This is a genomic window from Paenibacillus polymyxa (assembly GCF_001719045.1).
Taxonomy (GTDB): Bacteria; Bacillota; Bacilli; order Paenibacillales; family Paenibacillaceae; genus Paenibacillus; species Paenibacillus polymyxa_B.
On sequence record NZ_CP015423.1, the window covers coordinates 5,720,652 to 5,745,728 of the forward strand.

Sequence of the window (25,077 nt, forward strand, 5' to 3'; positions counted from 1 at the left end):
TCTAGAATGAAAAAGGTAAAAATAAGAAAATATTGGATATCGGGAATGCTTATATGGGCTATGGTGCTCCAGCTTGTTGTTCCAGGAATCTCCGCAGTAGCTGAATCTAGAACTGTTGCTGGGAACACGCTCATTCCTAAAAATGACGTAGGCTCGTCGGTTACGAATGCGGTTTATCAAATCAAGAATATTCCTAAGAATGACGTGGGATTGTCAGTTACGGATTCGGTCTATCAAATCCGGAATCCTGGATTTGAAACAGGAGATTTGACGGGATGGACCGTTGTCAAAGGCAATGCGTTCGGTCCGAATAGCGTGACAGACGAAACGACTTGGTGGGCGGAAAAAATACCGTATAACCAGGAAGGCGCTTATCATTTAAACGGCTGGAAGTATGACGAATCTGCGACAGGTGTACTTCGTTCCAGCACTTTCGAGCTGGGCGGAAGCGGCTGGATCAGCTTCAAGCTTGGCGGTGCGAAGAACCCAGACAAGGTATTTATAAATATTGTGGAAGTCGATACGGGACAAGTTATTGCCCGATACGGAAATAGCGCATTCGCCGACGTTGGCTTCCCGGATCCTGCGCAGGGCATGCGGCTTGCCAATATGGTGCAATACAAGGCAGATCTTTCCACACAATTGGGCAAGAAACTGTATGTGGAGGTCGTCGATAATGCAACCTCGGATTGGGGAATCATTTTTGCGGACGCATTCTCCGTGTACCATGAATCGGAGCCAGCTGAAGGAATGGTTGCGACGGATATCAAGCCAGATTTCAAACGCTATGAAATCGACAATCCAAGCTTTGAAACTGGAAATCTCGATGGCTGGACGGTTGAGGGAGATGCTTTTGAAGTGACCGATGAAGCTCATGCGAGCAAAGAAGGGAACTTCTATGCCAAATCCTCCGTGCAAGGTAAGGGCTCCATCACCTCTAATACTTTCACGCTTCAGGGAACCGGAACAATTAATTTTACTGTTTTGGATATCCTCAAACCGGAAAATGCATATGTTGCAATTTACGATGCGAACAGCAACACATTGCTTATGAAAACCGGGAATGTCAGCGCGAACGAGAAAATCTCATGGAATGTGCAAGAACACTACAACAAGAAGCTCTATGTAAAGGTTGTCGATCATTCCAATGAAGCCAGCATTGCCGTTGATCGTTTCCAAGCAAGTGGTAGGGGGACTATTTTCTACTTAAACCTTGATGAAGGCGCAGGAAAGAAGGCGTTGGAGAAAGTACACAATCTTAAGCACGATGTGAACTATGTATTTAACAACGCCAGGTATATGGCATCGAAGGATCCGAGATGGACTCCGCGCGGAATAAAAGGCGGCGCCTTATTGTTCGATGGATACTCGAATTATATTGAGGTCAATGCAAACGATACTGTGCCTGTAAGCGACGCGTTAACCATCGAAGCATGGGTTGCACCGCGTAGCTATGAGTGGGGAGACGGAAACAAGCTATCTGCGATCGTAAACCAATCCGATCAGGATAAAGCGGAAGGCTTTTCTCTTGGTATGTATCGGCACGGTACATGGTCGATGCAAGTAGGCATCGGCGGTCAGTGGATTCAGGTATGGGTAAAGGATCACCCGTTGGAAAAATACAAGTGGAATTATGTGGCCGCTACTTTTAGTAAAGAAGATGGAAAAATTAAGTTATATCTAAACGGTGAGGAAGTGGCTTCCCAAGCAACCCCCGTCAACGTTCCGATCACACCATCTACCGAAAGTCTGATCATCGGGAAAAATAATAAACCTGTAGAGTTGGCAGGGTTGTTCTCCTTCAATATGTTCAGCGGGCTTTTAGATGAAGTGAAGCTGCATAATAAAGCCCTTACGAACCAGGAGATACTTGCTGGATATGAGAGCGTGAAGGCGCTTCATGGAGGTTCAATTCCGAAAATTCCGAATGCGGACATTGATGAGGATCCAAGTGTGTTTGACGGAGATCAGCACCGTCCCCAGTACCACGCGATGCCTCCGCAAAACTGGATGAATGAAGCACATGCACCGATTTACTATAACGGCAAATACCATTTATTTTATCAACATAACCCGCAAGGTCCATTCTGGCATCAAATCCACTGGGGGCATTGGGTGAGTGACGATATGGTGAACTGGGAAAATGTAAGACCTGCTCTTGCGCCCGAAGCGGGCACCCTAGATCCGGACGGCACGTGGTCAGGCAGTGCAGCGTATGATCGAAACGGCAATCCTGTTCTGTTCTATACCGCTGGCAACGACTCCTTGTCGCCGAACCAAAGAACAGGGTTGGCATCTCCGGCGGATTTGTCCGATCCCTATTTGGAAAAATGGGTGAAATATCCTAAACCGGTAACGGAGCAGAACGGAAAAGGCATCCACAACGAGTTCCGCGATCCGTTTGTATGGTACGACAAAGAGGTGGACAAGTGGTATCAGTTAGTGACATCTGGTCTTCCAGACTTCAGCAGCGGCACAGCTTTGATGTATGTATCCGATGATATGTACAATTGGGAATATAAGGGGCCGTTATACGTTAGTGACAGAAGCCGTTATCCGGAGTTGGGTACGGTATGGGAGCTACCAGTGTTATTGCCGTTAGGCACAGATAGTACGGGCAAGAAAAAATATATTTTCATGATTAATCCCCATGAAAAGCCGGAGCATGTTCCTCCAGCGAACGATGTGCAAAGAGATGTTGAGGTCTTTTACTGGATCGGGACCTGGGACCGGGATAACTTTAAATTTATTCCTGATTCGGAGGCACCCTCCAAAATGGATGTAGGTGACGGCTATTTAACCGCAGAGAGCGGTCTGGTCACACCCGACGGAAGAACGGTCGTATTTTCCATGGTGCAAAATGTAAGAACACCGCAAGCCGAATATCAATCTGGATGGGCTCATAATTTATCTTTGCCGGTTTCCCTAAGCCTCGATAAGCATGATAAATTGCATATCGAACCGATTAAAGAACTGCAGAGCCTTCGAGGGAAAAAATGGGTTGATTTTTCGGACAAAAATTTGGAGAGCGCCAATCAATTGATCCAAAATGTCAAAGGCGACATGCTAGAGATTGTGATGGAGATTGATCCGCGTGAGGCCCAGAAATTCGGTCTCAAGGTACGCCGCTCGGAAAAAGGCCAAGAAGAGACGCTCATTTACTACGACAAGAAGAACGGGACGTTTAATGTGGATCGAACCAAGAGCAGCATTGATCCGGATGTGCGTGTGGACGGCATTCAAGGAGGATATGTAGATCTTGAAGGAGAGAACTTGAAACTCCATATCTTTCTCGATCGCTCGGTCATTGAATCCTTTGCAAATTACAAGAAGAAGCTGACAACTCGTGTCTATGTAGGCAGATACGACTCCTTAGGCTTACAGATCTGGGCCGATGGCGATATCAATATCAAATCCATGCAAGTATGGGATATGAATGCCTTAACGGGTAAACCGGCTGCTCCGGTCTATGTACCCGATATGTGGGATAATTCTGTGTATAAGGATATTACAGAGTTGCCTAACCATGATTTTGCTACGGGCGACTTAACAGGATGGATGACGGAAGGAGACGCCTTCCAGAATGTCCATGTGACCAATACCCAGTTCTTCTGGGACAACATTTACTTCAACCCGTCGCATAAAATTCCGGGCGGCTACCATTTGTGGGGCTTCAACGAGCAAGCCGGCGGCGACAGCTTAACCGGAGCGCTAAGATCTCAAAATTTCGTCCTTGGTGGGAACGGTAAGATCAACTTCCTTATCAGCGGCGGCCGGGATATAGATCGTCTGTATGTTGCGCTGGTTCGGGCGTCGGACGGCAAAGAGTTATTTAAAGAGACAGCGACCAATTATGAAGAATATCAACGAAAGATTTGGGATGCGTCGGATTATATCGGCGAGGAGCTTTACATTAAAGTGGTTGACCACTCCAAAGGCGGGTTTGGACATATTAACGTCGATGATTTCAACGTACCTGTTCAGGTAAAGAAGAAGACCAACAACTGACCTTGTCAATACAGAACACCCGTGAGTCCTGCAGTCACTCCAGGCAAACCGAATAGTCAGAGCAGCTTGTCATTCGAAATGGCAAAGGAGAACGGCAGGTACTTGTAAAACGAAGCTGAACCAATTTTATTTGGATGGGAGATAAAAATGTATTTAATTTAATGATTCGGTGTAGCAAAATGGATATTTCAAAACAAGTTGCTATTGTCAGCGGTTCAAATCGAGGTTTAGGCAAACATCTAGCTCTTGAACTTTAGCAAGAGGAGCTAAAGTATACGCTGGTGCGAGGAACCCAGAATCAGTCGATCTGCCTGGTGCTATTCCACTACAACTCATATTACTGCTCCGAAATCTGTGGTAGCTGCAGCAGAGATCGCAGTGGATGTTACCCTTCTAATTAACAACGCTGGTTCAGCAACGGGTGCTTCTCTGCTCACAGGTGAGCTGGATGATATTCATTTGTAATTCGACACTCATGTTTCTGGTACACTTTCAATGATTCGCACGTTCGCACCAGTGATTGAGAAGAATGGAGGGGGTTCGATTCTGAATATCCTATCCGTATTATCTTGGATCAATATAGACGAAGGAGGGGCATATTCAGCTGCAAAATCTGCTCAATGGGGAGTAACAAAAGCATTACGCTTAGAATTAGCTGCTAAGAACGTTAGGGGTGCCGGATTGCATGTAGCGTTTATGGACACGGACATGACAGCTGGCATCCATGCGCCTAAATCATCTCCAAAGGACATCTCTAGAACCGCAATCGATGGGATTGAAGCCGACCTCTACGAGATTGTTGACTGATGCTACAAGTCGGGAGGTACAGCAGGGTCTTGCCGGAGGAGTTCCTTCCCTGTACCCACATTTATTTCAATAAAAATACCCTACTCGATGCTTGTAGTGAAAGTATTGGTATTGATCGTGTGAAACTATAATAAATGAGATTTGGATTATACAGTATATTAACATATTAGGAGGAGTGAAACATGCGTTTTCTCGTTCATGTCAAAATTCAACCAGATGCACCGCAGGAAGAAATTGCGGAACAGTTGCCCGCAGAACAAGCACGGTTCGCAATTGGTGGAACAAGGGGTGATCAGTAAGAGCAAAAGCAATGGGCGGAGCAAGTGGTCTGCGTATCGGAATGCTAGAGGGTAACAAAGTGGATGGCTATATTACTGTCGGCACAGGTATTACTCCAATTAAAGAGATTAGAACTGTAAAAGCAGTGATTGATGACTTAATGCAAGATTTTAATTAATTGCCTTGTTAGACTTATCAATATGCAAAGAATAATTTTGAAATAGGATTTTTTCAGATGTTCTTGATAAGCTTTGCTTTTACCTTGGTAATAAATTGAGTTATACACTTTTTAAAAGTAAAATGAACGTATTCTTTGGCCACAACGGGCGCGATATACTGGTTTCACTTGAAGTTAGCCCCTAACATTAATTGTTAGGGGTTTTAAATAACTTCATTAGAAGAGTTGGGGACAAAGAAAGAATGCAGGACACACTAGACCATGTCTGTCGCTTTCAAAGGTTTTTTTTATTATGCTAAAATAAAGTAAGAGGGCGAACAAAAAACGCCAATAGGTACAAGTTCTTGTCTTTTAACGGTACAAGTTCTTGTCCTAAGCAAAGGACAAGAACTTGGTCCCTTTGCCCACAATGGACAAGAACATGGTACTATTGCCGATTTGACCAGGTTCGATATTTTGGGCCTAGCCCCAAAGGTTGGCTTAACTTACTGTTACCCGATATGTTATGCAATTAGAAGTAGTGGCAAGGCCATTCCTTTTGAGGTGGACTAGAATGGCTGGCTGAAGGAGCAATCCTGAACATACATTTGGTCCAGATGGCGAGATTTTATGTGCTGGCTGATTAGGGGGTAGCCTTTATCCTTCATCTAATTCAGGCTTCTCCCCATATTCTTTACCGAATTCCTCCATCTTCTTTAGGACAGGCAGCAGTTTGTTTCCTTTCTCTGTCAGCGAATATTCGACCCGTGGCGGAACTTCTGGATACACATCGCGCTGAATAATTCCGTCGTCCTCCAGCTCCTTGAGTTGCTTGGTGAGCGAGCCTTGCGACAAGCCTCTCAGGAAATTTTTTATCTCGGTAAACCGGCGTCTTTCCCCTTCCAGATACCAGATAATGAAATATTTCCATCGCCCCGAAAGTACATTTTGCGTAAAGGCTATTGCGTACATATTTCTTTTTTCATCAATAAACCCTTTTTCAAATCCTTCATTACATACCCTCATGATATCGCTCCCAGTCTAAAAGTACAAAAATATGTACTACGTTCATTTAAATTGCCTTCTTTGCAAATGAAACGTATGGACTTATGATAGTGCCAAGGCTGCTAACTAGTACAAAAATTATTAGCAAGCTAATGATTATTGTAACATAACCCGGAGAGCAGACCAATTAAGCTTTACAGTATTATGCCAATAATGGTGCTAAAGAGAGGATAATAATTATGAAAAATCGTGTAACAGAAATTCTTGGTATTGAAAAGCCCATTTTACAAGGACCTATGAGTTGGATTACGAATGCTGAATTTGTTGCTGCCGTGAGTAATGCGGGTGGTTTAGGGATTCTTGGTCCGAATGCCGGTCAAGCGACAATTACAACCTCTCCAGAGGAAACCGCAGAACGTATGCGCCGCGAGATTCGTAAAACAAAGGAACTGACGGATAAACCATTTGGTACAACTTTGATTACTGATGCAGATATGAAGTTCACTTGGCCAATTTTAGAAGTTGTCATTGAAGAAGGTGTTCAAGTTATTCTTCTTAATGGTGTTGAAGGAACATTGACTGAAAAGATCATTACCCCATTAAAGGAAGCGGGCATTAAGATTGTTTATCGTCCTTTGACTCCAACGATCGAAGATGCAAAGGCTGCTCAAGCTATGGGTGTTGACGTTTATGTTGTTACTGGATTTGATGAGGGTGGAACATTGCCAACAAGTATCATTGGTACGTTTACAATAACTCCTATGATCGTTGATGTGCTTGATATTCCAGTTATCGCTGCTGGTGGAATCGGTGATGCTCGCGGTGTTGCCAGCGCCTTTGAATTGGGGGCAGAAGGTGTCTTTTTAGGAAGCCGTTTTATTCCTACTGTTGAAAACCCCGCAGCACAATCAGTAAAGCAAATGATAGTGGATTCATCTGCAGCAGATTTGTTGTTGTACCGTACTTTACCAGCTTACTATCGTTCGTTGCCTACACCGTTTGCTGAAAAATTGGTGGCTATGGATAACCAGGGCGCATCTCGTGAAGAAATTGCTAAGGTTGGGGGTAGTTCAAGTGTAATCCGTATCGGTATGCTTGAAGGTAACGGCGAAGGTGGTATTATCACTGTTGGTACTGGAATTACACCAATCAAAAAGATCCAAACTGTACAAGAAGTGGTTGATGAGTTAGCAGCTGGTATTAAGTAAAAACGGAGACCCATCCTTTGAATAATATGCTTGAATTACTTCAAAATCATACCTCTGTTCGTTCTTATGCGAATAAACCCTGACGGCGGAACAACGGGAGGCCATCTTTAAGGCAGCTAATCAAACGAATTTACCTAAATATGTGATTCCGTGGGTGGGGCTATGTATCGGTATTCTGTCGGGAGATAAGCCTGCCCTTAAGCCGCGGTTACCACTAATCCATGGTATTATTTGAAAACCAGTATCAGCCACTCGATAAAGAGCAATTAGAGCCGTCTATGATAATATCAGACTGTTAAACAAGGGCTATCGATACGAGACGTACTTGCCTATGGAGTCATTAACTATCATCCGGTAGTTGCAGGGACCCCCTTACAAGTTGCTGACTTCTTGGAAGAATGGTTTTTGGCAGAGGCATGTGACGGCTTCTCGGTTGTTCTGGATATAGCCTATGATGGAGTTGCTGATTTTGTGGAACTGGTTGTCCCAATTTTGCAGGACCGCGGTTTGTTCTACAGAGAATATGAGGGTAAAACACTGCGTGAGAATATGGGAGTTCCCTACCAATACGGAAGTCTAAAATAAAAAATAATAATAATTTCTTACTACCCGATCAGCGACGTAAAATAACTTTTAGAATAGGGAGAAATGAAAATGAGATTTGGAATTATAGGTGCAGGACCCATCGCGTCGAATATCGCAAAAAAATTAATTGAGAATGGACATGATGTCAAAATTGCAGATGCTCGCGGGATTGAACGGCTAGAGGGAAAAGAACTTGCAGGTACACCAGTGAGTGTAGATGAAGTAATAACAAACATTGCTGTTCTAGTCATATCGATCCCTTTCAACGCACTGCCAAGCATTCGCAGCATTGTAGATAAAGTTGGGGAGGAAGTAGTCGTTGTTGACACTTCAAATTATTATCCGTATAGAGACAATAAAATTGAAGAAATTGAGAATGGGTTGGTTGAAAGTGTTTGGGTATCAAATCAGTTAGGGAGACCTATCACTAAAGCTTTCAACAATTTATTAGCCTATACGTTAGAATATAAAGGAGCTCCCGAAGGTACCAGTGGACGACTTGCCATAGCGATTGCTGGTGATAACCAGTCGCATAAACAAATAACCATGAACGTAGTAAATGAGCTCGGCTTCGACCCAGTAGATAGCGGATCTTTAAGTGATTCGTGGCGACAACAGCCAGGAACCCCTGCGTACTGCACAGAACTTACCAAAGAGGAACTAACCGAAGCATTAAAAAAAGCAAATAAAGAAAAAGCTCCATTCCAACGCGATAAAGTGATAGAGAAGCTATCGGCAGCTACTGGGGGATATTCGCACCAAGACATTGTGAACCTGAATAGAGATATATATAACTCCTGAGTTGAATTTTTTTGCCTTCAATCTTTATCCGTGTGCTTTAAAAATCTTGGCAGAGGCCTGTGCAACGAAACGGATAAGGTGCAAACCAAGCAAGAGCTAATGTCCTTCGCATCTATAACAGGCAAAATAAGAATTTCAAACCGGACACGTCGGCCGGAAAGCGAAGTCATGAAGAAGGCGCATCAAGAAGGATTTTCTCCTCAATCATTGGTTTTGCGACCTTAGTTGAGTATCTAATGAATATTAAAGATCATTAGAAATACATTTATCCATGGATTATCCAAAGATTTTAAACAGATTAGGTACGTGGGTTCTTACAAAGAAGCATGAATATTAAAAACAACTCCTGGTGAGTTGTTTTTTTATGGCAGAACAGGGGCTTGGTTGATAATTAAATTTGTTTGAACGACAGGATAACATGGTGAAAAGCTTTCTCAGGAAGAGCGCGAGGAAAAGTACTGGAAGCAACTTAGGCAAACACAGTATAGAAATGTTAAGTTATAGATGCAATGGACGATATAGAAAATAAAATTAATTTAAAAGAAACAGAACTAGAAACAAAAAATTTAATGCGCTTATAATAGAGAGAAGCGATGATGACTGGATTCACTGCAATATCGAGAGCAGTTTATTTTCTGCAGGGGGCCCGGGAAATCTAGGTGAAATGCTATCTATATTCTATAGATGGGTAAAGTTAGATTAATACTCGGTATCGCGAGAATGATAAAACAGATGTTAAGCCTTAGAACTTTTTAACCCATGCTTAGGCGGGTTTTCTTAACTGTGGAACCAAGCTAGCTCAAGATAAAGCAGAAGCCAAAAGACTTTGGGTTGAACGTGTGCTGAAAAAAAACAAAATTCTCCTATTCATAGGGATATTCCGAATTACCATGCCATAATGTAAAATGAATATTAAAATTACGTAAAATAATAATTTGACGAATAAATGAGAATGAGATATATTGAAAATACGGAGGTACGTACATATAATGGATAAACAAATGAAAATGCACTATATGCAACGAATTGATGATAAACTATCTGATTTACCTTGGTACGTTACAGAATTTATCGATAGCAAAAAACGCAAGTTATCTCCAACAACACTTCTTAATTACTGTCATGATTACATTATTTTTTTCGATTGGCTTATTGCAGAGAATCTAACTTCATCAAATCGGAAAGAAATAACCTTAGAAACATTGGAGTTATTAACAATACGTGAAGTGGAAAACTTCTTGTCATTCCTGGATTATCAACTTGGAAACAAGAAACTTACGATAAATCGCAAATTGTCCTCTCTAAAATCGTTGTTTGATTACCTTCAGAATAAGGCTGAAACAAGCGACTTGAAGCCTTATATTCAACGAAATGTAATGGCCAAGATGGATTTGAATGCTATCAAAGAAAGCCAAGAAACCATTGCAAACCGTATTGAAGGAAAAATTCTAAGAAATGATGATTTCGAATTATTCAGGCAATTTGTAGCTTATGATTTTGGTGAAAAACATAAAGAAAACAAGCGTATTTTTACGTTTCATCAGTTTAATCGTGAGCGTGATACAGCAATCGTTTCGCTGATATTAGGTTCAGGGCTTAGATTGTCTGAGGTTGCAGGAATTAATATGGATGACTTAGATATGAATAAAGCTTTAGTTCGAGTGGTACGTAAAGGTGATAAAGAACAATACGTTTACTTTAGCAAACAGGCTTTAATGGATTTAGAAAGTTATCTGCAGATCAGAGAAACAAGATATTTACCAGATAAACAAGAAAACTATTTATTCATTGCAGCTCCTGTAGGTCGTAAAGGAAAAAGCCGTCGTCTGACACAACGATCAATTGAAAAGCTGATTGAAAAATATGCAACTGCCTTTGGGAAACCTTCTCTAACAGTGCATTCGCTCAGGCATTCATTTGCAACGCGATATCATCTTGAAAATAACGATGTCCCAAGACTAAAGAATCAATTAGGGCATTCTTCCATTCAAACAACAATGATATATACTCACTTAACAGATGAAGAGATGCGTAATGCTGTGAATAATATGGACCGATGAAACCGTGTCGCTACGCGGTTTCTCTTGAACATCTTCACAAAATCCGTATTTTGACTAAATGTCTAGCGGCGCATTCACTCATAACGAGCATTGCGATTTTCAAGATTATTTGATAAATTATACATCTCTAATTTATTTCATGATAAATAAAACTTTATAAAAGCCCCACTTCATTGATTCAACATTTTCATCATTAATTATATAAGGTAAATCTAGATCAAATGCTTTTAGATACAATACGCTCATCTCCCTCTATTCTTCCCATGGACGTGGTTGTTGATGTCTACTCATTGAATTGCCTTTTTTCCATAGACTCATAGCATTCGCTTTCTCCCAATCAAGGGCTTCCTACCTGTTACGCATTTTTGTAAAGGTTTTACAAAAAAAAGGTCACCCGCTGGGAGTCCTCTTAGATGATGCTTGCCGTCAACGTCGTTTTCAATCCAAATCCGCAGTAAAGGACCTCGAAATTTTTCAGTTTCTGAGGTCCTTTTTTACTAACTCTCAATATTCAAAATCTGACTTTAAAATTCACCGAACCCCTTGATCGGTGAAAAGCACTTTCAACTCCCTGTAACTTCATCCCACAATAAAAGTCGTCCTATCCTCCTAAAATAGCGATACACATCTAATCGGCAATCGGTAAAAGTTCTTGTCCTTGGATCGGGACACGAACTTTTACCGATAAAATAAAAAAGCCGCTAAAATAGCGACTTCAATGACACAATGTTCTTGTCCCTCGACAAGAAGCAATATCCCGAGGTCACGATGGAGCGCATGGAAAAAACCAATCCTTCTCCTAAATGGCCTTGGTAAGATGGTGGGTACGAGGAAATTATGTTCGTCGTAACTTCAGTTGGCTTGCACCGAAGACTCCAGCATCGAACGTGACGACTTCCATCTCCAGATCGCTTGTAAACTCTGATTGGTGCAGTCCAAGCTTTAGGATCGGTTCAACTGCGCTTTTTGCTCCTGCTTTAACGTTGGTGCCTGGAAGCTTACGGCAGCTTTCAACTCGATAATCACCGGCCATAGTCGACACACCGATCAGTGCGGTCATACTCAAGCAACTCCCTTGTTTGTCGATATGATCTGGAATGAATGAGTCGGCAATGACGCAAAGAGCATGATTTTTTGTACCGCTATTGAACATCCAGTCTAATATTGTTAATGCATTAGATAGAGAAAGGCTACCAGACTGCCCGACGGAAATGGGCATAACCTCATTTAGCCCTAATTCTTGTCTCAGTTTAGCACAGCCATTAACACCAGCTTCAAAGTCCGTCTGATGACAGTAACAGAGCAAGTCAATTCCTTCGGTCCAATTCCTATTCTTTTCAATTAGATCGGTTATCCGTCCCCATGGCATTTCTAATCCCACAGCGGCCTCAGCATGATGAAATGTCAAATACATAGCTCGTTCACCTTCTTGGAATACCGATGAATCGCACAACCGTAATAGCCTCCAAAGCCAACGGAAATCGTCATATACAAGTCCCCTTCTTTCAAGAAACCTGAATGGATAGCGTGATCGATATTATTTAGGATATCGGTGTTATGAATATGTCCGTCCTTGGAGAGGGTTAGATTGTAGAAGCGTTCCAGGGACACCCTCAGCACTTGAGCCAGCATACTCCATACGTGTAGCCCCAAATTGGTGCAAAAGATCACGGCGATCTGAGCAATGTGAATACCGGACTCGCTTAATGCTGCTCTTACTGCCTGTCTGACCCCTAAATAAAACGTTGAGTAATATAATTGAATACGATCTGGAGCCAGATCGTATACGAGGCCGTCGACTCTCATAACCGAAGCAAGTGTCTGCTGTCCTTGACGCTGCCCCTTCATATATAAAGCAGCACTCGCGCCGTCACCGAACACCATGAACGGATCGCTCCGTTCATAAGAATTCATGGCTCTGTCGGCAGTGATGAACAAGATTCCTTCACCTTGCTGACGCGGGGCCATGAAGTAGTTCGACGCCAGGCACAACGATAAGTGCATCGTGGAACAAGAATATTCCTCCAAAGGGATAAATGGGACTGCCTCAAGGGCGAATTCATCTGCTAGGCGATCAAAAAGATTCCGTTCACCGTTTTCATTATTCGTTACACTAGCAAACATGACCGCCGCGATCTGTACATTCATCTGCAGAGCCCGGCGCAGAATTGGCCTACACACGGTAGCAATCATCTGTTCCAATTCAAGTTCCTCTTCTATGGGCACCAGCTCAAAGCCTTTGTTCAAGTATTCCGAATCGCTCATTCGAAATTCTACGCCGTCGGCCTTCACCTGCTGAATCGCTTTCGAGACATGGATACGGGACTTCGGGAGATAGACGGAATAATCGACGATCGTCACGTGGTTCTCATACATTGTGATGAGCCCGCTTTCGGAAATGCATGATCTTGTACTGGCGTTCCCCGCTTTTCATTTCATCGTACAAGGAAGTGCCTGGCACACCCATTGTTTTCCAAATCGCAGTATCCATCTGATCTTCAGTACCAAAAGCGGCTATGCGATTCTTTAGAACTTGATCACTTGAAAGCAAAACTTCCCCCGTGATATCGCGTGATATAAGCAGCTCGAAGCCCAGTTCAAGCAAATATCGTTCACCATCGTCAAACTTCCAGGTTGGCAAATCGTCCGCATAAACGAAAGTCCCGCCCGGTTTCAGCACCCGGAAGACCTCGTCATAAAAAGACTTAATCGATGGATATAGATCAGACGCTTCCATGTTGAGGACAAAATCACAGCATGACGAACCGATAGGAAGCCTCTCGGCATCCCCAACACAAAAATAGGCATTTGGGAAACGGTTGGTCAATTGGCAAAATGCAATATTGGCTTCGGTCAGATCTAAGCCAACAACGCTTCTCACACCGTAACTTCGACAGAGCTCTCGCACGCCTCCCCCCCTGCCACAGGCTACCTCCAAAATGTTCTTATCCTCGAGATATAAACCATCCAAGCACTCCTGCAGAAGCCGGATGGAGTTTCGATTGACACTTGCTGGGGCCTGATTGAACTCGGAGGCGAACCCCCAATTGATAAATGTCGAGAAACGGGAAAAGCCACTCTCGTCCAAGGACCGATTATAGTTAGTGAACATCTTCATGATATCCTTTTTGAGGACTGCAGTTTCCCCGCTTTCCTGCTCTTGCAGATCAGCCAGCATAAACGGAACACCACCATCACCGAAGAAGTAACTGACCGCGCACTCCCCGCACACCAACATCTGATCCGATGTGTTTAGCTTTGACTTGCAAATAGGACATACTAAGGCAATGCCGGTTGCCGGCCAACGAAGCATATGCATGTCATTCCTCCCTCCCTCAATTAAGTTGTCAGCCTTTAGCCGCTTGCACTGTTATAATTACGTATTGCCCGACTCCAAACGAAGCGAACGATTACAAGGAGCACAATTGGTACGATAGCGCCCCATACCGCCAAAGCAGGTGTCAGCTGATTCATCACCATCATAGGCGCAAAATTCGTAATGACGAGAAAAGGCAATAAATACACGCCGATTCGTTGGATGAAACGTGAATAGATCGGCATTGGCATATTATTGGCGTCCCAAATGGAATAGAAAATTCCCGCCAGCCCTCCCGTATTAACAAGCCAGAAGGATAACAAGGCTGGGATGAACATGAGACAGTAAGTAATGATCAACGCTGTCCCCAAGTAAAACAAAAATGAGAATAAACTCCATGCCGTTACCGGGATATTTAATGCATTCCAACTGATCACAACCATCGTTCCACCCGCGATGAAATTCGGAATTGGCATCCCAAGATCGATGTATCGAAGCGAAACCAAAAACTGTAGTGAAATTGGCTTAACCATGAGTAGATCCAACGTCCCGCTGCGTATATACTCGGATACCCTGACGAAATTAGGGAAAAAGAGCCCGGAATAAAGACCGGTCATAATCGTGTATGTGCCGACAAACATCAAGATACCATCAGGCGTGATCGATCCGATATGCAAGTCCGTCTCATAGACTACTACGACGTAAAGCAGCTTGGCAAACAAGTATGCGATTTCCACAGCAATCCCGAGTATGAAGTTCGTCCTGTATTCCATTTGAGCAATAAAACAGTTCTTAATGAACAAAAAGTAAATCATTAGGTAGTTGCGAAGCGTTCCCAGCCATCCTCTCACCGGTCAGCCCCCCAATCCGAGATACTTCTTCATTCCGGCGCGCCATACGATCCGTGAAAAGGCAAGCAGCGCGATCATCCAGAAGAACTGCATCCCGATTCCTTGTACTGCCTCGTCCATTGACAATCTGCCATTAATAACATTCGCAGGAAAATGGATCGTATACTTGAATGGCAAGTAGTCTAAAATCTTATTTATGGTCTTACCAAACACCTCAATCGGAAAAACACCACCACTTAAAATGATGACAAATAAGCCGGTCATTTCAAAAAAATAGGAGATTTCAGACAATATAAATGCAACAGCCGCGAGCGTATAAGAGATAAGAAAGTTTAACAACAAAGACATGACCATTGACACCATAAAGAGTAGAATATGTGCCAAGGGAATCCGTATACCATAAGTTCCGGTCAAGTAAACGAGTGTAAACAGCAAGATACATAGCATGGCTGAAAAAAAGAAAATCTTTTGCCCCAGCATAGTAAATAGCTTCAGAGCGAAAAAACTGACCGGTTGAACCAAATATTTATTCAACCCACCATCCTTGATCTCGGTGGCCACGTTTTGACCTATATCCGTTGTCACAATTTTCGTCACGATGGCTGCCGTTATCGTGTATAAAACCATTTGGCCATAGGTATATCCGAAAAATTCCGACGATTCCGATCTTCCATAGACCGCTGACCAAATATAATATTGGATCAGAATCGGAAAGAATGCACTGATCAAGGAAAAGAGAAAGTCAAATCGATATTCGAGTGAAGACTGAACGCCTAACTGGAACACGCGTCCGTATTTGGGAAAGGCACTCATCCGGATACCCGATCATCCCGCTGATACAAGGATACAACGACTTCCTCGATAGGAATATCTTCGATCGTAATATCTTCAATCGGGTAGTGTTCAAGCAAATCCCTGGAAGCCATGCTAATGCGCTCCTTACTTATCTCCAGCGTGGCATGAAATCCGTCCGATTGACGCACCTTCCCGTACAACTGCAGCTGTCCAGTCGCTACGTGTTGCTTAAATTTTAACTGTATGATTTTCGTGTCGTTCAAAACATCGTCGATTCGCTTCAGATCCCCGTCGAAGACGAGCCTGCCATCATTAATAATGATCGTCCGCTTGCACAGATCCTCGATGTCCTTCATGTAATGACTTGTCAAAATAATCGTTGTCCTATGCTGTTCATTGTAATACTTCAAAAACTCCCGCACCTTTTTCTGTGTAACAATATCGAGCCCGATCGTCGGCTCATCCAGGAAAAGCAGTTTCGGTTTATGAATAAGCGCCGCAAGGAGCTCCATCTTCATACGCTCACCTAGCGATAAACGCCTTACCTGAACATTCATAATGTGCTTGACGTCCAACAGTTCGATGAGTTCATTCAGTGTTTGTTTGTAATGCCGATCGTCAACCTGATAGATATATTTGTTTAGCAAAATGGATTCCGCCGCAGGCAAGTCAACCCATAGTTGGCTCTTCTGCCCCATTACAATAGCGAACTGCTTCTTGAATTCCTTATTTCGCTCATAAGGCTTGAAGCCCAGTACAGTAAGTTCGCCGTTAGTTGGATGTAAGATGCCAGAGAGCATCTTTAGCGTCGTCGTTTTGCCTGCCCCATTAGGCCCAAGGAAAGCAACCATTTCCCCCTCTTCGATCGAAAAGGAGATATTTTTCACCGCTTCCTTCGTCAAACTTTTCCGATAAAAGAGGTTTTTAATGGAATGAAGCATTCCGACCTCTTTGGTGTAATAGGTGAAGTTTTTAGCTAACTGCACCACATGGATCGCTGTCAATTGCGCTCCTCCTTAACAATTAAATCGAACTAGAAGGTGGACGATAACGTTTACCGGCCATAATGATAAAGTAACCCGCATCGGGAACAGACCGGCATCAGTCCGCAAGCTAATACCTCTCGGTGTTTGGCAAAATTTTCCCCCTTCCAAACCTCCTTCACATCCACATCACTAATGTTGCCGACCGCCATCTCAGGAAAGAACTTGCACGGAGTGACGTTTCCGCTCGGCAATACGTCCATTCGGGTGGAGATCGCCAAGCATTCCTTCCGCTTCATCCCGGTCCTCTGCACGCCAGTGACAAAATCCTCTATCTCGTCTTGCTCCAATGCGGGCATAAATCGAACCCGGCTTCCCCATGTTTGCTCGGAGATGCGGAGAACCTCCTCCTTGAGTGCCCCCACCTTCTCGCCGGAGATATGATAAGTGAATGAATTCCAACTGCAGCTACCCTGACGGATTGGATCCAGCCAGTCAAACTCTTTGATGAAGAAATTGTCCATCTCCTGAGCAGACTCAGGTGCGATATACCACGGATATACAAAGTAGACCGAATCCACGCCCAGCTCCTCGAAAAACTTCATAAAATCAAACATTTTGGGAATCATGAGATCATTCATCGTCAAGCTGACGGATACTCTGCCCTTGAAAATGCCCTGACGCTGCAACTCCAGCAGACGTTCTATGGCACTAACCACCTTTTTGTAGGTTCCTCTGCCCCTAATCGCGTCGTTCTCAGCCTCGAATCCCTCCAGACTGGCTAGTACGACAAGTCCCTCACCGATCTTAAGCAGTGAATCTAACTTTTCCTCCAGAAGAATCGCGTTTGTACAAATCGTCGTCGTTCGCTGATCGCGTTCCAGCAGATTCGCAATCTGATCGAACTTGCTATGGTACAACGGCTCTCCGCCCCAAAGATAAACTTTCGACTTCTTCTCATGGGTGAAGGCAAGGAGCTTATCGACCAACGCGACATCAATTTCTTTACCTTGCTCCTCCTTGGACATGTCCCAGTGAAAGCCGTCCGCGTTCCACTCGTAGCAATGCTTGCAACGCAAGTTGCACCCGTTGTTCAGCTTGATCCCGATATCTTCCGGGATCTCCATCGCATAGCGACTATCGGTCGCTCGAAGCCGACTGACCCGGGACATATTCATTATTGTACGCTTCAGATCGTTAAACACACGCTCATCAAACTTCCGACTCGTTTTGGGTTGCATAATTTACACCTCCATAAGTTTTGCAATGTTCGCGGGCATGTAGTAGGTTACAATGAGCACGTTCCAATATCTCGATGTTGAACCCCTGCATCTTCCAATCCGTAAAGGACACGCCAAATCCTTGCTTAATCCAATATTCAGCATTGGCGGTTTCGTGTCTTCCAAAGGGCTCAAGAAAAACCATAGGCGTCGCAGCGGCGAACGATTCCATCAAGGAATAGCCACCCGGCTTACTTACAATGGCTGTGCAACGGCGAATTCGTTCAAACAGCAGGGGAACAGTTCCGCTGTCTAAGTAAATGGGAGTCTCTCCATGTTGGATCTGAGCAAATGGAGGAAAACCGAACTCCCCTCGTCTATTCCTCAGCCACGGACTCCACGAGGGGTCGTTCCGATAATAGCAAATGCGTGGATCAGGCTGGATATCCTCGTCAAAATAAGCCAGAACATCCAGCTCCATACCGCCTTCAAGCAGGTCTCTAACAGCCTGCGGGTAGGTCCCAATCCCCCAGCCGCCACCATGGACCACCATTCTCTCTTCTCGCTGGCGAAACGGGATCGGTGCTTCGTCCGTCATCGGAAGTTGTAATTCAAAACGCTTCTTGGTCGGTTCGTAAAACCAAATGTGGTTGTACCGCTCGCTTCGAGATCCATAGACCAAATAAGATGGCGAAAGCGTAGCATCGAGATGAAGCATGTCGACCTCGAGCCGAGTTCCAACAAACCGTTCATATTGTTCCAAAATCGGGATCCAGAACCCAGTCAACGCAATGAACGACGTCCGGCGCTCACGGGACCAATCTTCCAGCAGCAGCTGTACCTTGGTGGGATCCAGGCAATCTGAAATATCGCGAGCCAACTCCACACTCTTCCGAGCGATAGCGAAATTATCATGAAAGGCTTTACGATAAGCCGGCACTTTGTTCTTTAAGCCGTCGACATACACATTTTCGAGCACACAGACTTCGTTTGAAATGCCGGAACACTCCAGGTAAATGCCTAGCTGTACGGCGGGCATGTACACACCTAGTGAGTTACCGGATCCAAGTATAGTGACACAAGGCTTCAAATGACTATCCATACCACTTGCCTCCCTGGACTTCAAAACGTTCCTTTAGCTTGTCGATTAAACTTTTCTGCTCCTGCACATCTCGCGCGATTACAAACAGATAAAGCCTGCCCTTGATGAAACTGCCTTCGCTTAATGTCTGTGGGTAATCTGATTCCCCATAGCCAGCAAACATGCACGCCGGGGAAAGCGGAATGATGCCCTCACCGGTATGATTAGGGTATAAAACGCCGTCATCATCCAGCTGTCGCAGCCACTCCCCGTAATCAAACCGATGGCGACTGCCTACCGTTCGGAACGTAAATGTCCCGTGCTTCCCATTTTCCAGCCGTTCGCCCAGTCGATGACTGACCAGTCCCATCGATTGACGGGCGTTGATTTCTACAATCGGCACGATTGTCCCGTCCTTTAGTATCATGGAGTCAACACAAACATGGCCGAAGTACCTGTCCTTGTATAGTGAGGAAGCAAGCTTCTCAATGACATCGAAATAACCGTTCCGTATTAGCGAATGACTGTTCTCCTCCTGCATCGCTTGTGACCCCACATAAGCAAACTGTCGATTGATGATTTGCTGCAAGCCGACGATCTGGTACGACCCGCTCTCATCAATTGAAAATTGGCAGGAAAAATCATATTCCACGTCAAGGAACGGCTCGACAAGAAACGCCGTTGAGGAACCAGCTTGCTCTTGTTTGCGCAAATAGCTTACTACACGTTCCAAAGAGGATAGGTTTTTAAACAGCATATTGCCTTTTCCAGCTACGCCAAAGGGTCTTTTAACAGGACCCCATTCGACAACCCCATAAGCTCTAGCCCTACTGCAGCCAATTCATCCACGCTGAACACTGGCTGGCTATAGGAGCTGCCCAAAAGTCTCTTAGCAAGATCGGCGGAATACAACTTAGAATTTACTCGTTTAACGTCTTGAAGGGTGGGCAGCTTGTTCGAATAGTTGTACCTGTCGAGAAGCTCGTGAACGTAAGGTACGACTGAAAAGGGAGTCATTTCACTAAACTGCTTCAGCCGCTCGTCGGTCTCTGGAACTTCGTACAGAGCGCGAAATAGATTTGGTTCATGGCTTGGGACATTCGCACTAAGCTGTGTAAAATGAAAGCCGATGTGCGCCAAATAATCCATGTGCGCCTCATCCATCTCAAAGCGGGTCAACAGTGTGTCCTCCGGGCCGCATAAGGAAGCCAGCAATTCATCCATAGCCATTACCACCCGCGACCGTGAAGGATCAGGAATAAAAGGCAACCTGCTACTCCCTTCTTCACGCCAATAGGTTTCCGAATCAAAGGTGCTGGCAACCAACATACTACCCGACCTCTTGATTCATGCCTTTTAGGAATGCCATGAAGGCACCGATTGAGCGCAGACAAGCCAAGTCCAGGTCCTCGTAAACGATCTCCACCCCAAAAGCATCTTCAACTCCGAGAATAAACGTTATCATCTGTAGGGAATCTAACTCGACGTCGTTAATCAGGTCGCTCTCCATTGTGAGAGTTTCACGAAGCGAGTCATCCTCGAGCACAGTTGCAATGATATTTTTTAATGTTTCAAACATAAACGTCATCCTTTCAAGTTGTATTTTAGATTTTTTATTTAATTCCAAAAAAAATAAATAAAAGGTATAATAGTAATATATTTCTTATCACTGTTAAAGGGAGGGCTTGAACCCTTGAATAACCACTGTCTGTTTGTCTCCGCCCATCTGGACGATGCTATTATTTCTTGCGGCGATTATATCGATTTGCTTGTTCGTGCTGGCTATCATGTGACCATAGCAACTGTTTTCACTGGTACTGGCACAGATCTATCCCTACTTGCTCGCATCCTGCACAAAAAGTTCGGACTAAGCTCCGACGTGATGAAGGTACGGCGAGAAGAGGACATTAGTGCATGTGATCTTCTCGATGTGGACACGATTCATCTGAACATGCAGGAATGTATCTATCGTAAAGATCGCAGCGGTGCCCCCTCATATGAAAAGCTGGACGATCTGTTCCGTAGTGACTACGAGACCGAGCTGGACGTGATTTCTGAGGCAACAAAAGTTCTTTTGACACGACTCTGTCTTACAGACTACGATCATATTTATATTCCGCTTGCAATCGGAAGACATGTGGATCACGGTATCGTGCGGGTTGCGGCCGAACAGGCTGTACGAAGTATTAGTGATCTGGAAGTCTCTGCCCGTTTGATTTACTACGAAGATCTACCGTATTTAAACTATGGTCAAGATATAAAATGGGAAATTGACCTAGCTCGGAATCTACATCCAGTCTACATTTCACTTCCCAAGTGCAGTTTGAAACAGAAGACTGCGGCCATCCTGGAATACCGCTCCCAGATCCGTCTATTATGGCACTCCCGATGGGAGATGCTTAGACAAGTGATTCAACATGCGCATTCGTGCCGTCCGCCAGAGCATCAGCCTGATCCAAACTCATATTGCTTCAGACTGCATGTTGTGAGTGTGCATGATCAAGTACCGCTTGCTATAAGCGTTCCTGGTAACTTTTAATAAGATCAGCCAAGTCGCCAAGGGTTAGATGACTGCCTGCCATGTTACCTACCAGTTCGTCCGGGAGCTCTAGACCGAATTCGGTTTCGAGCTCCACGACGAATGTAATCATCTGCATAGAATTCATTTGGATCCATATCTCTTCAAGTAACGCATTAGCGTTTATACGTTGTTTATCGTAGTCCGGAATCTTTTGATGAATAAGGTTTTGGATGCGTTCCAAACAGAGTTGTTTTCTCAACGTTAGACCTCCTCCTCTACGCCCATTGGAGTTATGTTTGACACAAGGCTCAAGTTGTAGATCATAAGTTCGATAGCCTCGCGCTCACAGGCTTGAATACGCCTAATTAACACTTCCACTTTTTTGAGGTTATCTTCGTTTTTCGTCAGTGAATATTTGATAATCAAATTTCGCGCTAATAGAGCATCGTCGGCAATCGTCTGATAGCGAACCTTGAGCTGATTACTTTCCCCTAGAACACCAGTTTGATTCATGAAGTCAATTCGTTCCAACATCAAGATCTTGTGATCATAGATCATTTGAAACGGGCGATTATCTTCCTCAATTTGTCCACTGCGTATGCGGGTTATATCCAAAATCAGCTCGTCATAAACACGAATTCCCCATACACATGGATTTGTTATATAACCCAACTCTCTGTATTTGTCGGCGGGATTTTCTCCATTTAAATAGTCCTTAAGGTGCTCAATAACATAGTTTAGATTAAAGTCATAAGCTGCTCGCTCGTTGAATTGTAACAGAGAGAGACCACCCTTCCACGCATACAACCAATCTCCATCATCATCGATTCCCTCGTAGGCACGTCTCATTTGCTCAAATGTGATTTCGTTAAATGAGTACTTCCCCCCCGCGAATGTAAAATCGGCGATATGAAATATGTCCCTCTCCTCGTCATAACCAAAAATAAATGAGTCATGTGAAAAGAAAGATTCAATATCCAAAAACTGCGCTTGATCAAGAAGCAAATAAATATAATTATTCATGTCTATACAATCCATCAGAAAAGTACATATATCCTTGTTGAAATTTCGAACCAACTGACGACTTAAATGTTGGCGAAGCAGCCAAGGACAAAATTCAAAGGTAGGAGTACGGTAGAAGTCCACATAGGAACTTCCCTCATTTAAGGTGAGCTGGAGAGGAATGAAATGTGTCATTATCCACGGCTTTGCTTGCGGGTAATTGGCTAGGACGGCAAACGTATTTGCCTGCCACTGCCACGAGGTGATTGCCGGATACTGCATCGGTAATATCTTGGATCGCAATTAGACACCCCCTTGGGAGAGAATTTGATTTAGTGTCAATTAGCTAAGAACTACAGACTGACAGCACAGATAGAGTCAAACTTCCTGGACCACCGCAACGCTGTAGTCCTTATTCGTTTTAAGGAGTGATTGCTTCGTTAATTAGTTTGGGGTACCAAGTTCAGATCCGGGTGCCCAAAACCGGACTGTAACCATTTCGTCGAATCAAGCCATTGCTAAAGTCTAAACCGTCTCATTTTCCCAGATGCTTACCAGATCATTGATTTGAAGCGACACGACCTTTAGTTCTCCGCCAAGGGTATAGAGTTCTAGTCCTCTACTTTCCAAGTCCGGGAAAATCATGTCTGAAACGATTGTTTTTCCTTTATTGCCGAAGACCTCGACACTAGACCAATCAACGTAAATGCTCAAGGTTATCCGCTCTGGCTTCATGGGGGCTTGGTGCTTTGCAGCAAAATCAGGATGGAAATCAATTGCGTTTGACTTCGTCCCATCGACAAACAGCTCCTCATTCAAGACATCATATCCGATGGTTGTCTCCTGAGTAGAAGAGGAACGCACCTTGAACCCGAATTCCACGGCAGTACCGATTTCAAATTCCGCAATAATTCGGCCTTTGCAGTAGAAATATCAGATAAGACGTTGCTACCTGGCTTAATCGTTAAGTCTTGCAGAGACATAATCGGTCTTCTGAGTTGACTTAACTCTCTTATAGGTACTTGGATTAAGCGAATTCCTTCCGGATATGTCTTAAGCTGAATCTCTCGGGGGATTGACATGTGGCCACGCCATTCCTTTGAAGGAAGGGTAGAGGCATAACGCCAGTTGTTCATCCAGCCGACCCAGATCTTTCGTCCGTCTTCTTTCGGAATACCATCCCATGTCACGGCCGCGTAAAAGTCAGACCCGTAATCTATCCATTTGATCGTATCGAATGATTCCAACGTTTCATCCCTTGTAAATACCTTACCGTCAAAGTTGCCTATAAAATACATCATGCCAGAACCGCCTGCTGGTGGTTCTGAATCGTTTGGATTCACACCATTTCTATCCCCGACACTTAGCAACAGAACCCACTTAGTGATATTGGGATCCTCATCCACTTGGATTTTAAATACCTCAGGACATTCAAATATCTCTCGATGGATACCCGGAATATCGGAACCGAAATCGCTTGCAAAAGACCATTCCTTCAGATTCGAAGACGTGTAAAAGTCGACGCGGTCTCTTACGGCAAGAACCATAACCCACATTGACGATTCTTCATACCAAAACACCTTCGGATCACGAAAGTCTAGCGTTTTCGTTGGGAACAAAACAGGGTTACCTTCATATTTTATCCAAGTTCGACCTTTATCCCTGCTGTAAGCGATGCTCTGCACCTGTGGTTTGCCGGGCTGAGCCACGTTGCCCTCATTCGTATAAATTGCAACTAATCCTGATCCTTCTTCGCTGAAGAAACCGCTTGTGTTGTTCTTATCAACCACTGCACTTCCCGAAAAGATCGCTCCGTCTTCCCCCCGCGGGATGGCTGGTGGAAGTTCCTCCCAATGCACCAAATCCTCACTTACCGCATGCCCCCAATGCATGCTGCCGAAGTCAGGCTGTGTATCATGTGGGGTATGTTGAATGAAATTGGGGCCTATATGTCTCCCTGTAATACAGATTTCCTGATCCTTTTCTGCTGCTAATATCATCTGATAAGTGCATTTTGTTAAAGTTGCTCACGCTCCTTTGGGTTTAAATAAGATCCATATTAGAATTGATTCAACTCGTTCGGGACATATTACGTCCATCTTTCTATAGAAGCAACCAAGAAAAACTACAAGAGCACTCAAAACAACATGCCCATATTTAACAAAATAAACCACATGTGTACAAATGTCAAACTTTTTTTTACATTCTCATTATTTTTTAAATTAAAGTAAACTTTTTAGTTTACATATGCACATTTTGATAGTGTTTTATCTGAAAACGGCTGTTTTTATTTGAGTTCTCCTTATCGCATTTAATTATTCAGTAAATAAAATGTAAACCATTGAATACCCAAATGATGTTATGATTTTCAATAAACTATCCAATTTATCAAATAAAA

24 protein-coding genes and 1 pseudogene are annotated in these 25,077 nt (G+C 43.9%); 9 read left to right on the forward strand and 16 right to left on the reverse strand.

What is annotated here, in order from left to right:
* The first annotated feature begins 6 nt into the window (after positions 1-6).
* From AOU00_RS25330 to AOU00_RS26425, 3 genes are all read left to right on the forward strand, one after another.
* Positions 7-4,008 (forward strand): GH32 C-terminal domain-containing protein, encoded by a 4,002-nt coding sequence (locus AOU00_RS25330; protein WP_069291972.1) that lies wholly within the window; start codon positions 7-9, stop codon positions 4,006-4,008.
* Between the two features lie 495 nt (positions 4,009-4,503).
* Entirely contained in the window at positions 4,504-4,815 is a 312-nt protein-coding gene (locus AOU00_RS27345) for an SDR family NAD(P)-dependent oxidoreductase (RefSeq protein ID WP_235309795.1), read from the forward strand.
* Between the two features lie 310 nt (positions 4,816-5,125).
* A complete protein-coding gene (locus tag AOU00_RS26425) occupies positions 5,126-5,272 on the forward strand; it encodes a hypothetical protein (protein ID WP_231109365.1) in 147 nt (48 codons plus the stop codon).
* 636 nt (positions 5,273-5,908) lie between these two features.
* Here AOU00_RS26425 and AOU00_RS25340 read toward each other — a convergent pair.
* Positions 5,909-6,277, reverse strand: coding sequence for a winged helix-turn-helix transcriptional regulator (locus tag AOU00_RS25340; RefSeq protein WP_081330760.1), 369 nt, complete (start codon positions 6,275-6,277; stop codon positions 5,909-5,911).
* A 218-nt stretch (positions 6,278-6,495) separates the two neighbouring features.
* On the opposite strand from AOU00_RS25340, the gene AOU00_RS25345 reads away from it, so the two are divergent.
* The 5 genes and pseudogenes from AOU00_RS25345 (at position 6,496) to xerS (ending at position 10,910) form a co-directional block, all read left to right on the forward strand.
* Complete coding sequence (locus AOU00_RS25345) at positions 6,496-7,464, forward strand: NAD(P)H-dependent flavin oxidoreductase (RefSeq protein ID WP_061828389.1); 969 nt, start codon at positions 6,496-6,498, stop codon at positions 7,462-7,464.
* Between the two features lie 390 nt (positions 7,465-7,854).
* The gene (locus AOU00_RS25350; protein ID WP_155765213.1) at positions 7,855-8,049 is read left to right on the forward strand and encodes a hypothetical protein; all 195 of its coding nucleotides are present in this window, start codon (positions 7,855-7,857) and stop codon (positions 8,047-8,049) included.
* Positions 8,050-8,118: 69 nt separating this feature from the next.
* The gene (locus AOU00_RS25355) at positions 8,119-8,850 is read left to right on the forward strand and encodes an NADPH-dependent F420 reductase (RefSeq protein WP_069291974.1); all 732 of its coding nucleotides are present in this window, start codon (positions 8,119-8,121) and stop codon (positions 8,848-8,850) included.
* Between the two features lie 556 nt (positions 8,851-9,406).
* Positions 9,407-9,553: pseudogene (locus tag AOU00_RS27800) on the forward strand (Imm53 family immunity protein); the annotation flags it as partial.
* A gap of 286 nt (positions 9,554-9,839) precedes the next feature.
* The gene (gene xerS / locus AOU00_RS25360; protein ID WP_069291975.1) at positions 9,840-10,910 is read left to right on the forward strand and encodes a tyrosine recombinase XerS; all 1,071 of its coding nucleotides are present in this window, start codon (positions 9,840-9,842) and stop codon (positions 10,908-10,910) included.
* Positions 10,911-11,745: 835 nt separating this feature from the next.
* Here xerS and AOU00_RS25365 read toward each other — a convergent pair.
* From AOU00_RS25365 to AOU00_RS25415, 11 genes are read right to left on the reverse strand one after another with little or no spacing between them, the layout of a single operon-like run.
* Entirely contained in the window at positions 11,746-12,324 is a 579-nt protein-coding gene (locus AOU00_RS25365; protein ID WP_069291976.1) for a beta-ketoacyl-[acyl-carrier-protein] synthase family protein, read from the reverse strand.
* Positions 12,315-13,271 (reverse strand): 3-oxoacyl-[acyl-carrier-protein] synthase III C-terminal domain-containing protein, encoded by a 957-nt coding sequence (locus tag AOU00_RS25370; protein WP_172828319.1) that lies wholly within the window; start codon positions 13,269-13,271, stop codon positions 12,315-12,317. Before AOU00_RS25370 ends, AOU00_RS25365 begins: the two co-directional genes overlap by 10 nt.
* A gap of 7 nt (positions 13,272-13,278) precedes the next feature.
* Positions 13,279-14,229: a methyltransferase domain-containing protein gene (locus AOU00_RS25375; protein ID WP_061828356.1), complete on the reverse strand. Its 951-nt coding sequence runs from the start codon at positions 14,227-14,229 to the stop codon at positions 13,279-13,281.
* A gap of 35 nt (positions 14,230-14,264) precedes the next feature.
* Entirely contained in the window at positions 14,265-15,077 is an 813-nt protein-coding gene (locus tag AOU00_RS25380; RefSeq protein ID WP_231109362.1) for an ABC transporter permease, read from the reverse strand.
* 3 nt (positions 15,078-15,080) lie between these two features.
* Complete coding sequence (locus tag AOU00_RS25385) at positions 15,081-15,890, reverse strand: ABC transporter permease (RefSeq protein ID WP_061828355.1); 810 nt, start codon at positions 15,888-15,890, stop codon at positions 15,081-15,083.
* Positions 15,887-16,876, reverse strand: coding sequence for an ABC transporter ATP-binding protein (locus AOU00_RS25390; RefSeq protein WP_061828353.1), 990 nt, complete (start codon positions 16,874-16,876; stop codon positions 15,887-15,889). Before AOU00_RS25390 ends, AOU00_RS25385 begins: the two co-directional genes overlap by 4 nt.
* Before the next feature lie 50 nt (positions 16,877-16,926).
* A complete protein-coding gene (locus AOU00_RS25395) occupies positions 16,927-18,096 on the reverse strand; it encodes a radical SAM protein (protein ID WP_061828351.1) in 1,170 nt (389 codons plus the stop codon).
* Positions 18,068-19,177, reverse strand: coding sequence for a hypothetical protein (locus tag AOU00_RS25400; RefSeq protein WP_061828350.1), 1,110 nt, complete (start codon positions 19,175-19,177; stop codon positions 18,068-18,070). Before AOU00_RS25400 ends, AOU00_RS25395 begins: the two co-directional genes overlap by 29 nt.
* A complete protein-coding gene (locus AOU00_RS25405; RefSeq protein WP_172828320.1) occupies positions 19,170-19,889 on the reverse strand; it encodes a hypothetical protein in 720 nt (239 codons plus the stop codon). The genes AOU00_RS25400 and AOU00_RS25405 overlap by 8 nt, the downstream gene beginning before the upstream one ends.
* Before the next feature lie 38 nt (positions 19,890-19,927).
* Positions 19,928-20,485 carry a hypothetical protein gene (locus tag AOU00_RS25410; RefSeq protein ID WP_069291978.1) on the reverse strand — a complete coding sequence of 186 codons (558 nt, stop codon included), beginning with the start codon at positions 20,483-20,485 and terminating at the stop codon, positions 19,928-19,930.
* A 1-nt stretch (position 20,486) separates the two neighbouring features.
* Positions 20,487-20,735: an acyl carrier protein gene (locus tag AOU00_RS25415; RefSeq protein WP_061828348.1), complete on the reverse strand. Its 249-nt coding sequence runs from the start codon at positions 20,733-20,735 to the stop codon at positions 20,487-20,489.
* Between the two features lie 114 nt (positions 20,736-20,849).
* On the opposite strand from AOU00_RS25415, the gene AOU00_RS25420 reads away from it, so the two are divergent.
* On the forward strand, positions 20,850-21,695 hold the full coding sequence (locus tag AOU00_RS25420) for a PIG-L deacetylase family protein (protein ID WP_061828347.1): 846 nt from the start codon (positions 20,850-20,852) through the stop codon (positions 21,693-21,695).
* Here AOU00_RS25420 and AOU00_RS25425 read toward each other — a convergent pair.
* The 4 genes from AOU00_RS25425 to AOU00_RS25435 all read right to left on the reverse strand — a co-directional run bounded on the left by AOU00_RS25425 (position 21,670) and on the right by AOU00_RS25435 (position 24,679).
* Complete coding sequence (locus AOU00_RS25425) at positions 21,670-21,936, reverse strand: acyl carrier protein (protein ID WP_061828346.1); 267 nt, start codon at positions 21,934-21,936, stop codon at positions 21,670-21,672. The two genes, AOU00_RS25420 and AOU00_RS25425, sit on opposite strands and share 26 nt — an antisense overlap.
* A gap of 2 nt (positions 21,937-21,938) precedes the next feature.
* Positions 21,939-22,982: a hypothetical protein gene (locus AOU00_RS25430; RefSeq protein ID WP_061828345.1), complete on the reverse strand. Its 1,044-nt coding sequence runs from the start codon at positions 22,980-22,982 to the stop codon at positions 21,939-21,941.
* 222 nt (positions 22,983-23,204) lie between these two features.
* Positions 23,205-23,543: a glycoside hydrolase family 32 C-terminal domain-containing protein gene (locus tag AOU00_RS27350; protein WP_231109361.1), complete on the reverse strand. Its 339-nt coding sequence runs from the start codon at positions 23,541-23,543 to the stop codon at positions 23,205-23,207.
* Positions 23,495-24,679, reverse strand: a complete 1,185-nt coding sequence (locus tag AOU00_RS25435) for a glycoside hydrolase family 32 protein (protein ID WP_231109360.1) — start codon at positions 24,677-24,679, stop codon at positions 23,495-23,497. Before AOU00_RS25435 ends, AOU00_RS27350 begins: the two co-directional genes overlap by 49 nt.
* Positions 24,680-25,077 lie beyond the last annotated feature (398 nt).